This is a genomic window from Ramlibacter sp. (assembly GCF_029866045.1).
Taxonomy (GTDB): domain Bacteria; phylum Pseudomonadota; class Gammaproteobacteria; order Burkholderiales; family Burkholderiaceae_C; genus Ramlibacter.
The window spans coordinates 1-10,702 of the sequence record NZ_JARXAB010000049.1; the positions used below are offsets into that span (position 1 = coordinate 1).

A 10,702-nucleotide genomic window follows, 5' to 3' on the forward strand; every position below is an offset into this window, starting at 1 on the left:
TGGCCACCGAGGCGGCGCACCAGCTACTGCCCACCATTCGCAGCCGCTGCCAGGGCCACACCCTGGCCTGGCCGGAGGAGGGCGAGGCCCTGACTTGGCTGGAGGGCCATGGCCTGTCCGCCACCGATGCCCAGGTGCTGCTGCGCGCCAGTGGCAGCCGGCCCGAGGACGCGCTTCGCGCCGCCCGAGCGGGCCGCGACGCCAAGCGCTGGCGCCTGCTGCCCAAGGCGGTGGCCCGCGGCGACGCGAGCGCCCTGGCCGACTGGTCGCCCGCCGAGGCCATCGATGCGATGCAAAAGCTCTGTCATGACCTGCTGGCGCAGTCAGCAGGCGGGCGACCGCGTTTCTTCGAAGCGAGCGACCTGCCGCCGGCAGCCCCGCTGCACCAGCTGGCAGCCTGGTGGCGCGAGCTCGCAGGCCAGCTGCGAACGGCAGAGCATCCCTTCAACGCCGGCCTGATGCTCGAGGCACTTGTGAGCCGGGCGCGTACCGCCCTACACTCCGGGCGAGCCGCCACATGATCCCTTCCCTCACCCCCGCGACCCCCCGACCCAGCGTCATCCAGCTGGCTATCAAGGAAAAGGCCGCGCTTTACGCCGCCTACATTCCACTGTTCAACGAGGGCGGAGTTTTCATTCCCACCGCACGCGAGTACCGCCTCGGCGATGACGTCTATGTGCTGCTCTCCCTGCCGGACGATCCGCAGCGTTACCCCGTAGCCGGCAAAGTGGCTTGGATCACCCCGGCCAGGGCCTCGTCCAACCGGACACAGGGCGTGGGCGTGCGCTTTCCGGGTGACGAAAAGTCCCGCCTCCTGAAGCTCAAGATCGAAGAAATTCTGGGCTCCCAGCTGGCGTCGGAGCGGCCGACGCAGACCCTCTGATTTCGGCTTGTGTCTTGTCGCTCGGCGCAGCAGGCTACTGGGCCCTTCCGAACAACCCCGCGCGACCGACCCTGCACGATTGCGCTCGCCCTCTTTGGTGCTTGTAGGAGCAGCATCAGAGAGAATGTGGCCTGACCGGGCACCCTGAATCCCGCCGTGGTGCCCGCATCGGACCTTGCCCATGTACGTCGACTCCCACTGCCACCTGAATTTCCCCGAACTCGCGACCGACCTGGCCCGCATCCGCGAGGCCATGGCCGAGGCGGCCGTCGACCGTGCCTTGTGCATTTGCACCACCATGGAGGACTTCGAGTCCGTCCATGCACTGGCCCGCCAGTACGACAACTTCTGGTGCACGGTGGGTGTGCACCCGGACAACGAGGGCGTGCGCGAACCCAGTCTGGCCGAGCTGGTTGAGTTGGCGGCCCTCCCTCGGGTGGTAGCCATCGGTGAGACGGGTCTGGACTACTACCAGATGGCTGAGCGCAAGGGCGGCCGCGAGATTGCCGACATGGAGTGGCAGCGTGAGCGCTTTCGCACCCATATCCGCGCCGCCCGGCAATCGGGCAAGCCGCTGGTGATTCACACCCGGCAGGCCTCGGCAGACACCCTGGCCATCTTGGACGAAGAGGGCGAAAACGGCTCAGCTGGCGCCGTGGGCGGTGTCTTTCACTGTTTCACTGAGACCGCCGAGGTCGCCCGAGCGGCGCTGGACCGGGGCTTTTACATCTCGTTTTCGGGCATCCTCACCTTCAAGAGCGCCGCCGATCTGCGGGAAGTGGCGCGGATGGTGCCGCTCGACCGAATGCTGATCGAGACCGATAGCCCCTATCTGGCGCCGGTACCCTACCGCGGCAAGACCAACAATCCGTCTTTCGTGCCCTATGTGGCACGCCAGATTGCTGAACTGCGCGGACTGAGCCCTGAGGCCATCGGCAGTGCCACCAGCGCCAATTTCGAGCGACTTTTCACTGGCGTTCAGCCGGTCTGAAATCATGAGACTTTACGCGAGACTAATTGCATATCTCCTTGTCGGGATTGGAGGTTCCTCTGCATTTGCCGGTCCCTACGAAGACTTTGTTGCAGCGCTCAAGCAAGACGACGCGTGGCGGGTCAGCCAGTTGTTGCAGCGCGGTTTTGATCCTCATGCGATGGGTCCGAGGCGGCAGTCGGGTCTGTTTCTGGCGCTGCAGGAGCCAGCACCGAAGGTGGCCCGTGTGTTGGTCCGATGGCCCGGCACCCGTTTTGATGAGCGCAACGCTGCCGACGAGACGCCGCTCATGATGGCGGCCCTCAAAGGCCACCAGGGCGTTGCCCAATTGCTGATTGAGCGCGGAGCGGACGTGAACAAGACGGGCTGGGCGCCGTTGCATTACGCGGCCACGGGCGGCCAGGTCGCCTTGATCCAGCTTCTGCTTGAGCACCATGCCTACATTGACGCCGAGTCGCCCAATGGCACCACGCCGCTGATGATGGCCGCGCAGTACGGCACGCTGGCCGCGGTCAAGGCCTTGTTGGAGGCCGGCGCAGACCCGACCTTGAAGAACCAGTTGGGTCTGACCGCTGAAGACTTTGCCATCCAAGCCGGTCGCCAGGATGTTGGCACCCAGATCGGGTTGGCGATCCGGGCCAAATTGCCACGGGGTTGGTAGGTGCTGTGAATAACACGATGTTCGTTATGTCAAATTGAATCAGGGGATGAGATAAGGGGTGAGCTGAGGGTTCAGCCGAGCGGTAAATCGAGGCCCGCGCCCGCTGGCGCGGTGCCCGAATCTCCGCTTGGCCCCCCCCGCTTGGATCCCCGCCTGCCCCCCGTTTTGGCTCCCCGGCTGTTTCAGTGCGCTGGTTGGGGCGTGCCACCGGAGTCCAGTCGACCAGAAGCTGTGCCAGCCGCAGCGGGTGTTTGGGGCACCGGCACCAGAATCCAGCCCGACGCTGAGGGTCTGCAGCGGTCTCCCGCCACACGCCGCGCGATGGCCAGCCCGATGTCATGGCCGGCTGCGCTCACCACCGCCCGGTAGCCGGCATCGGCCGCCGCCGCCAGCTGGGCCTCCTTGAGCAGATGTCCGAACCCGTGTCCGCGCACTGCCTTGGCCAGGACCATGCGGCCCACGCAGACTTCCGACGGCAAATATCCCTGTCCGGCCAGCCAAGCCCGGTCGAGCTCTGGCTCGCAGACTTCAAGCTCTCGTTCGATCTGGGCGACGCCCAGAATCGACTCACGGCCCGCGAGGACAAACGCGTCCTCAGCCGGAGCCACCGCCTGCCAGAGCAGATCGAGCACCGCCTGGGTCAGGCCGCCCACGTCGTCAGGACGATCCACCGGCCCGCGTGGCGTGCTGCGCAGAAAGGCGGCGATCCGAAGCGCATCGGCCGGATCGGGCCGTCGCAAGACGCCAGAGCTCCCGCCCGGAAGCGCCAAACTCCATTGGCGGTCTGGCTTACCGGCCGTCTGGGCAGCAAAGGTCCAATGGGCCTGGTAGGACGAATGGACCGCCGCTTGCAGGGCCTGCGCGAGGATCGGGTCCGCGCTGCCGGCTGTGGCGGGGACCGATGAGGAATGAGCAAGCGTGCGGAAAGCCGCGCTCGAAATGCTCCGCTGAATCTGAGGCCACATCGCGAACTCCGGTGAGTGATAGGAGTTCCTAGCCTAGACCTAAGCCCCAGGCCGATGGGGTCACCCTGCCCTCCCCGCGGCGCGACCGGAGTACTCCGTCACGCAACGGGGATCACCTTAGTCGGGCTTCACGCCAGTTTTTCGCATCAATGCGCCGAAGTGATCGCGGTCGCGTTGAACCTGGGCGGCGAATTCCTCTTGGGACTTCGCAGACACCGCATAGCCCAGCGACACATACCTGGCAGACAGCTCCGGGTCCTTCAAAAGTTGCGCCACCGTGTCGGTGAGTCGCCGTACCGTGGCCGTTGGCGTGCCTTTGGGAACGAACAGCCCGCCCCAGGCGGTCGCTTCGAAACCTGCCAGCCCCAATTCCTTGAGCGACGCAATTTCCGGTGTCTGCGGCGAACGCTGCGCGCCACTGACCCCCAGCAGCCGGATACGGCCGCCAGCCAGGTGCGGCTTGAGCGTGGAGATGTCGAGAAAAGCCGTGGTGACCTCGCCGGCGAGCAGGGCCTGGGTGGCTGGCGCCCCGCCCTTATAGCCAATGTGCTCCATGTCCAGCTTGTTTTGTTCATTGAACTGAAATCCCAGCAGGTGCCCGGTAGAGCCGGGGGAGATCGAGGCGTAGCTGTGCTTGCCCTTTTCTGCCCGGATCTGGTCGGTCAGTTCGCGCAGGTTGCGCGCCGTCGACCGGGCGGCGCTCACCGCCAGCCAAAGGGGCGAACTGATCATCTCGATGACCGGCACCAGGTCCCGGACCGGGTCGTAGGGCGGCTTGTCGAACATGGCCGGCACCATGACCATGGGCAAGGTATGGAAAAGAATGGTCTGGCCGTCTGGCGGCGCCTTGATCACCAGGTCGGTGCCGATGATGCCGCTGGCCCCCGGCTTGTTGTCGATGATGACGGTCTGCTTGAGGGCGTCTGCGAGCTTGGGGCCCAGCGCTCGGGCCAGGGCGTCACCGCCACCGCCGGCTGCATAGGGCACGACCAGACGAATTGTCTGCGCGGGCGTGGCGGTCTGCGCCCAGGCGGCCCCTGCGCTGGCGAGCCCTCCAACGATGCCGCCTGCCAGGCCCAAACCTTGGCGCAAGATCTGGCGCCGCTCGAGGCGGCGCACACCGGACTGTTCATTTCGTTTCATGCTTGTCTCCTTGTTGTAGCTGAGTCTCCGAGCAGCGCCTGGCATTGCTGCTCCAGGTAGGCTGCCAGGCTTTCGGGGGTGTCACGGGTGTCGCGGGTGCGGGCAAAGATATGGGGCTCGCGTTCGCTGCGGTCGAACCAGATGCTGTCGTCTGAGCGCTGCTCGGGCCGACGCTCGGCCAGGTAGACGATGGTGTCGGCCCCTTGGTGGTCCTTGCGCAGCACCGACTTGAGCGTCGCCCGAAACCGAGGCATCGAGCGGCCGACCGCCGCGGTGTCGACCCAACCTGGGTGCATCACGTAGTAGCGGCGAGGGGTGCCCGCAGACTGGCGGCGCCAATGCTCGGTCAGCGAGACTTGGGCACGTTTGGACAGGCCATAGGCGCGCACGCCGAGGTAGCCCTCCCCTGTGATGTTGAGGTCCTTCACGTTCAGCGGGTGGTTGTACATGCCGCCCGAAGAGGTCTCGATCACGCTCGCATCGGCCGCCAGCAAGCCGCGCGCGAGCAACTCCCGGGTGAAAAGATAGTGGCTCAGGATGTTGGTGGCGAAGGAAGTTTCTAAGCCCTCGGCGGTGATGATCTGGTCTCGCTTTTGGATGCCGACGTTGTTCACCAGGACATCAATCTTCAGGCCGCGGCGCTCGACCCGGTCGGCCAGATCCATCACCTGGGTCATCCGGGAGAAGTCGGCCTGCTCCGCGATGACCCGCTCTGGGTGGGCGGTGGACTGGGCAAACGCCTGTAGCTTGGCCGTGTCACGGCCGATGCAGATCACCGTGGCACCTCCATTGACTGCGCTGCGCGCGGCCGATCCGCCGATGCCCTCGGAGCCTCCGACCACCAGCCAGGTCTGGCCGCGGAAGTCGCCCTTGAGCCGCCGCCAAAGCAGGCAGCGGGCGTAGTAGCCGATCTGGCTGTAGCTCGGCGTGAACCGTAGGTAGAAACTGATGATTTTTTTCAGCGGCGCATTGCTGGGATTGGCCATCCGGACTTTCCTTTTTTCGGGCGTGACGCGGCGCGTCAGTGGGCCGCCTGCTCGGGGGTGTACCCGGCGGCTTGGGCCAGCGTCGCCCGGTCGTAGTAGTCGCTCCAACGGGCGATCTTGTCGCCGCTGAACTCGATGACGCCCACTGCCGGGCACTCCCCGCGGCGGCCGTTGATCACGATCTCGTCAGTGCGCTCGACAAACAGCACCCCATCGATCACGCCCATGCGTTGGATGTGGAGTGTCACCCGCTTGTGGTCGCCGCCGAGCTTGGAGATGCGCGCGTGGATGGTGTCGCGCCCCTCAATCGGCGCCAGCATCTTGGAGTGCAGCACGCCGTCGGGGGCAAACAGGCTGGCACAGGTGTCCCAGTCCTGTTCGTGCCAGGCGCGGGCCATGGTGCGGAAAACCGCCATTTTTTTCTGGTCGTCTGTATCGGTGCTCATGGCAGTCCTGTTCTGGGGATTCATTCCGGTTTGATGCCGGCGTTTCTCATGACAGCCGGCCAGCGGGCGAAATCGGCCGCGACCATGGACGCAAATTGCTGCTGGGTGCTACCGCCGGTATCTAGGCCGAGCTCCGCGATGCGACGGGCGACGTCAGGCAGCCGCAGCACCGTGTTTACGTCGGCGGCGATCTGCTGCACCGCCGCGGTCGGTGTCCTGGCCGGGGCGAACATACCGATCCAGCTGTAGGAGTCCAGCCCCTGGTAGCCGTGCGAGGTAAAGGTCGGCAGCTGGCTCGTGCGGGCATCGGGCTTGGACACGGCGAGCAGCCGAATCTTGCCGGCATCGACGTGAGGCTTCATCGTCGCGTAGTCGCTGAAGGCGGTCACGACCTCTCCGCCCACCAGGGCCGTCACCACCGAAGCGCTTCCCTTGTAGGGGATGTGCACCAAATCGAGCTTGGCGGTTTCATTGAGCTGTGCGCCATACAGGTGGCCCATCGAGCCGACGCCGACCGAGGCGTAGCTGTGATTGCCTCGCTTGGCGCGCAGCTCCGTCACGAACTCGGGCAAGGTGCGCGCCTGCGTCACGCCGGCGTTGACCGCCAGAATCAGCGGCGCGCCCCCGAGTTCAGCGATGGGCGTGAGGTCTCGCATGACGTCATACGGAACTTTGGCGATGGCGTTCGGTGCCTGCACGATCAGCTGGTTGGTCACCAAAAGGGTGTGACCATCGGCCGCCGCCTTTGCCACCAGGTCGGCAGCAATAGTGCCGCTGGCGCCAGGCTTGTTTTCCACCACAACGGCCTGCCCCCAGCGCTCTTGCAGGTGCTGCTGGACCAGCCGCGCCAGGAAGTCGCCCGCGCCTCCCGCGGCGAAAGCAACGACCAGCCGCACCGGCCGAGTCGGGTAGCTGCGGGTCTGGGCAGAGGCTGGGCCAAGACCCATCATGCCCAAGCCGGTGATCAGGCCCAGGTGCAGGGAGTCGCGCCGCGAGAGGCGCATGGGATGACACTTAGCTTGCTGCGGGGGTGTCCGGGTGGTGTCCATCGTCTTTGTCTCCTGTCGTCACGCGTGCTGGCCCCATTGGCTGCATCGTCTACGCATGAGTCTAGCGGCGCAAGCAAGGTGAGCCGAGGGACTTTGCTTGTTCATTTATTAGTGAAAACACTCCGCTGTCGGTGATTGGGCGGATGCTAAGCGCCATGATGCAGATGCGTCATGGGCCGAGGCGTGGCAGGCGCCAAACTGCCAGAGCAGCGCGAGTGCGCGCCGCGTGCCCTGTGCGTCAGTGCCCATGCCCCCACAGCACCATCGCGTCGCGCCCCTGTACCACCAGATCGACCTTGGCACCCACCGGCAGACAGACCTTGGTGGGCACATGGCCGAAGGGCAGCCCGGTGAGCACCGGTACCTTGACCTGCGCGCCCAGCCAGTCGACCACCGTCTTGAGCTTGAACCCCTTGTCATGCGGCACCGTCTTGTAGGCCGTGAACTGCCCGAGGACGATCGCCTTTTGCTGCGCCAGGATGCCTGCGTGCAGCAACTGCGTGAGCATGCGCTCGATCCGGTAGGGGTGCTCGTTGACGTCCTCGAGAAAGAGGATGCCGCCCTTGGGCGGCGCCAGGTAGGGTGTGCCCACCATCGAAACCAGCACGCTCAGGTTGCCGCCCCAGAGCAGGCCGCGGGTATGCAGGGGCTTTTCGCGTGCCTCGGCCCGCGGCAGCTGCCAGCCAGCGCCCTCCCCTGCGCCGCTGGCCAGGTCGTCAAAGCACGCCAGCATGATCTCGCAGGGCTCGCCCTCGACACCGAAGTCCTCGCCCAGCGCCGGCCCGGACCAGGTGAGCGCGCCGGTGCGGGCCGCCACCGCGTTCTGGAAAGCGGTGAAGTCGCTCAGGCCGACGAAGCGTGTGCCACGCGCCACCGCCTTGGCGATTGCCTTGTACGGCAACTCAGGCAGCAGACGGGTCAGGCCGTAGCCCCCCCGGGTGATGAGGGCGATGTCTGCGCCGCTGGCCGCGGCCCGACCGATGGCGGCCAGGCGGGTGGCGTCGTCACCGGCAAAGCGCATGTGGCTGGTGAGGGCGTCGGAATCCACTTCCACCTCGTGGCCCAAGGCCTTGAGCCGGGCGATGCCACGACGAAACGCGACGCGGTCTCGCACCGCGCTGGAGGGGGAATAGATATAGAGGTGGCTCAAGGGGTCTGACCTGGGCGGGGTTGTTCAAGGAAGTGCGAGAGCGCGCGGGCTGCGGCTGTCGCGCCCTCCTCCGGTTCGATCGGATCGTCAGGCGCGACCCAGCCCTCGAAAGCCCGCAGGGCGGCCCGGTGCCCGCGGTCGGGAAACGGCGCCTCCAAGGCGTCTTGCATGGCGGCATCAGCGCGCAACTCGAGGGCCATGAGCCCCTCGCAGCGAGCCCCCTCGGTGAGCTGCAAGCCCTTGCCCAAGGGCAGCCCGGCAGCCTGCAACACTACCACGCGCTGCAGGTCCAGGAGGGCAACCAACTCGCGCAGCAGCTGCAGATGCCAATCCATGTCATGGGCAGCTTCACGCTTGGGCTTGTCGCTGCGGCCGAAGCCCGCCAGGTCCGGCGCGATCACCCGATGACCAGCGCGCAAAAAGGCCGGAATCAGGTCCCGGAATTGGTAGCTCCAGCCTTGGGGTCCGTGCAGGCATAGCCAAACGCGCGGGGCGTCGGCAGGGCCCTCGTCGACATAGTGCAGGCGCAGGCCCTGGGCTGAGGGCAGGTCTGCCAGGTAGCGGGGCTCCCAGGGGAAGCCGCGCAGGTCTTGGAAGCGCGCCTCGGGCGTTCGCAACGCATCCTCACGCAGTGGCGTCCCCTCTTGCCGGGTGAGCGCGCGTCGAGTTGCAAAGAAGTCCGCCAGCAGAGAGCCGCACTCCTCCGCCAGTACGCCGCGCTCGATCGTGGTCTGGTGGTTCAGGCGCCGGGTCTTGAACAGGTCGATCACCGAGCCCGCGGCGCCGGTCTTGGGGTCGGCCGCGCCATAAACCACCCGGTCCAGGCGGGCGTGCAGCATGGCGCCACTGCACATGGCGCAGGGCTCGAGGGTGACGAACAGCTCGCAGCCGTCCAGCCGGTAATTGCCCAAGGTGTGGGCAGCGGCCCGCAGAGCCATCACCTCTGCGTGGGCGGTCGGGTCGTGCCGGGCAATGGGCTGGTTGCGGCCCAGGCCGAGCACCCGCTCACCCTGAACGACGACCGCCCCCACGGGCACCTCGCCGTCCGCCCGTGCCTGGCGCGCCTGGGCCAAGGCCAGTTGCATAAAGGCTTCGTCACGGGTGGGCATGCGCGCATTGTGCCCGGAGCGCCGTTCTGCTTGGCCCCTATCCGCCCGGGTCAGGGGTGCTAGAGCGCGCCTGACTCAGCCCGCTGGAATCGGCCTGCCGGGGCCAGACGGGAGAACCGCGGGCAGAGACTCGCTACGCAGGCCTCCCACCCCGAACACCGCCACCCGGTTGCGACCCTCCCTCTTGGCATCGGCCAAGGCCAGGCCCGCCTCCCGCTCGAGGCTGCGGAGGCTGGCGGCGCCGTCCTTCGCCTGCGCGCCGTCGCCCTGAGCGGCAACTCCGATGCTGGCAGTGAGGGGCAGTGCCTGCCCTTCGAGCGGCGGCGCGAGGACCTCGATCGCATGCCGTAGGCGTTCGGCCAGTGCAACGGCACCGGCGAGATGGGTTTCAGGCAGGAAGACCGCGAATTCTTCGCCGCCGATACGGCCGACGATGTCTCCCTCGCGGATGCCGGCGTGCACGCAGGCGGCCACCGCCTTCAGGACTTCGTCACCTGCCTCATGGCCCCAGGTCTGGTTGACGACTTTGAAGCGGTCCAGGTCGATGGCCAGGAGGGCAAAAGGCCGACCGCTTTTGCGGGCGGCACCGATCTGGCGCGTCACCAGCGTGTGATAGGCCCGCCGATGGAGAGCGCCCGTCAATGGATCGCGCAGGGCCAATGTGCGCAGGCGGACAAACAGGCCGAGCATCTGGCCCACCGAGGCGTGCAGGAAAACGGAGAGGAAGACCAGGCTGATCACCGCGGTGGCCAGGGCGGGTTCTGAATAGGGTGCGGCCAGGGTGGGGTTGAGCGCCAGCAGGCCCAGCACGGTCAGCGCGGTCAGCAGGCCTCCGGCGATCCTGCCAAGGAGCAAGTAGGCGATGGGCAGATTCGTGAAGATCCAGAGAATGCGCAGCTCATCTGATGGCAGGTAGACCAAAGCCGAGGCATGGGCCATGAGGCCGACGATTTCATAGCCCCAGGCCACTGGCACCAGCAATTGGGGCCGCTCTCGCAGCGCGATCCACAGCAGGGTGGACGCCATGGCAAAGATACGCATGGACCGCATATGCTCAGGGGTGGCAACTTGCGCGCCCGCTGCGCCCGAGATAGTCAGGCCCGACAGTAAGTAGGCTGTGGAGGCAACGACGCTGACTCCGAGCAAGACCATCAGAAACCGGTAGCGGAATTCGGTGAGCAACTGGGTCTCGCCAAACTGCTGCGCCCCGAAATACCAGCGTCCAATTCTGTGCATTTAGAACTCCTTGCGAGTTGGATATTGATCCATTTGAACTCTTTACTCAGAGTTAAATGTATACCAAGGAACTATAAAAAGGT

At 66.1% G+C, this 10,702-nt stretch carries 11 protein-coding genes and 1 pseudogene; 4 read left to right on the forward strand and 8 right to left on the reverse strand.

Translation table 11 applies throughout. From position 1 onward, the window contains the following. From QE494_RS05525 to QE494_RS05540, 4 genes and pseudogenes are all read left to right on the forward strand, one after another. Window positions 1-521, forward strand: a pseudogene (locus QE494_RS05525) (DNA polymerase III subunit delta'); the annotation flags it as partial. Next, entirely contained in the window at window positions 518-883 is a 366-nt protein-coding gene (locus QE494_RS05530; protein ID WP_300041909.1) for a PilZ domain-containing protein, read from the forward strand. The pseudogene QE494_RS05525 and the gene QE494_RS05530, both read left to right, overlap by 4 nt. A gap of 181 nt (window positions 884-1,064) precedes the next feature. Next, complete coding sequence (locus QE494_RS05535; protein WP_300041910.1) at window positions 1,065-1,874, forward strand: TatD family hydrolase; 810 nt, start codon at window positions 1,065-1,067, stop codon at window positions 1,872-1,874. A gap of 4 nt (window positions 1,875-1,878) precedes the next feature. Then, window positions 1,879-2,535: an ankyrin repeat domain-containing protein gene (locus tag QE494_RS05540; RefSeq protein ID WP_300041911.1), complete on the forward strand. Its 657-nt coding sequence runs from the start codon at window positions 1,879-1,881 to the stop codon at window positions 2,533-2,535. A gap of 182 nt (window positions 2,536-2,717) precedes the next feature. Here the strand turns inward: QE494_RS05540 and QE494_RS05545 are convergent, their stop codons facing one another. The 8 genes from QE494_RS05545 to QE494_RS05580 all read right to left on the reverse strand — a co-directional run bounded on the left by QE494_RS05545 (window position 2,718) and on the right by QE494_RS05580 (window position 10,619). Then, on the reverse strand, window positions 2,718-3,500 hold the full coding sequence (locus QE494_RS05545) for a hypothetical protein (RefSeq protein WP_300041912.1): 783 nt from the start codon (window positions 3,498-3,500) through the stop codon (window positions 2,718-2,720). Window positions 3,501-3,617: 117 nt separating this feature from the next. Continuing rightward, entirely contained in the window at window positions 3,618-4,643 is a 1,026-nt protein-coding gene (locus QE494_RS05550) for a tripartite tricarboxylate transporter substrate binding protein (RefSeq protein WP_300041913.1), read from the reverse strand. Next, entirely contained in the window at window positions 4,640-5,629 is a 990-nt protein-coding gene (locus QE494_RS05555) for an SDR family NAD(P)-dependent oxidoreductase (RefSeq protein WP_300041914.1), read from the reverse strand. Before QE494_RS05555 ends, QE494_RS05550 begins: the two co-directional genes overlap by 4 nt. A gap of 35 nt (window positions 5,630-5,664) precedes the next feature. Further along, window positions 5,665-6,075: a nuclear transport factor 2 family protein gene (locus QE494_RS05560; protein WP_300041915.1), complete on the reverse strand. Its 411-nt coding sequence runs from the start codon at window positions 6,073-6,075 to the stop codon at window positions 5,665-5,667. A 20-nt stretch (window positions 6,076-6,095) separates the two neighbouring features. Continuing rightward, a complete protein-coding gene (locus QE494_RS05565) occupies window positions 6,096-7,124 on the reverse strand; it encodes a tripartite tricarboxylate transporter substrate binding protein (protein WP_300041916.1) in 1,029 nt (342 codons plus the stop codon). A gap of 238 nt (window positions 7,125-7,362) precedes the next feature. Continuing rightward, window positions 7,363-8,274: an LD-carboxypeptidase gene (locus QE494_RS05570; RefSeq protein WP_300041917.1), complete on the reverse strand. Its 912-nt coding sequence runs from the start codon at window positions 8,272-8,274 to the stop codon at window positions 7,363-7,365. Next, window positions 8,271-9,383 carry a tRNA adenosine(34) deaminase TadA gene (tadA, locus tag QE494_RS05575; RefSeq protein WP_300041918.1) on the reverse strand — a complete coding sequence of 371 codons (1,113 nt, stop codon included), beginning with the start codon at window positions 9,381-9,383 and terminating at the stop codon, window positions 8,271-8,273. The genes QE494_RS05570 and tadA overlap by 4 nt, the downstream gene beginning before the upstream one ends. Window positions 9,384-9,458: 75 nt before the next feature. Next, window positions 9,459-10,619: a GGDEF domain-containing protein gene (locus QE494_RS05580; protein ID WP_300041919.1), complete on the reverse strand. Its 1,161-nt coding sequence runs from the start codon at window positions 10,617-10,619 to the stop codon at window positions 9,459-9,461. Window positions 10,620-10,702: the final 83 nt, after the last annotated feature.

Bases quoted from the DNA above. Each gene is read 5' to 3' on its own strand.
- QE494_RS05530 (WP_300041909.1), top strand. From the start codon at position 518: ATGATCCCTTCCCTCACCCCCGCGACCCCCCGACCCAGCGTCATCCAG.
- QE494_RS05535 (WP_300041910.1), top strand. From the start codon at position 1,065: ATGTACGTCGACTCCCACTGCCACCTGAATTTCCCCGAACTCGCGACC.
- QE494_RS05540 (WP_300041911.1), top strand. From the start codon at position 1,879: ATGAGACTTTACGCGAGACTAATTGCATATCTCCTTGTCGGGATTGGA.
- QE494_RS05545 (WP_300041912.1), bottom strand. From the start codon at position 3,500: ATGTGGCCTCAGATTCAGCGGAGCATTTCGAGCGCGGCTTTCCGCACG.
- QE494_RS05550 (WP_300041913.1), bottom strand. From the start codon at position 4,643: ATGAAACGAAATGAACAGTCCGGTGTGCGCCGCCTCGAGCGGCGCCAG.
- QE494_RS05555 (WP_300041914.1), bottom strand. From the start codon at position 5,629: ATGGCCAATCCCAGCAATGCGCCGCTGAAAAAAATCATCAGTTTCTAC.
- QE494_RS05560 (WP_300041915.1), bottom strand. From the start codon at position 6,075: ATGAGCACCGATACAGACGACCAGAAAAAAATGGCGGTTTTCCGCACC.
- QE494_RS05565 (WP_300041916.1), bottom strand. From the start codon at position 7,124: ATGGACACCACCCGGACACCCCCGCAGCAAGCTAAGTGTCATCCCATG.
- tadA (WP_300041918.1), bottom strand. From the start codon at position 9,383: ATGCCCACCCGTGACGAAGCCTTTATGCAACTGGCCTTGGCCCAGGCG.
- QE494_RS05580 (WP_300041919.1), bottom strand. From the start codon at position 10,619: ATGCACAGAATTGGACGCTGGTATTTCGGGGCGCAGCAGTTTGGCGAG.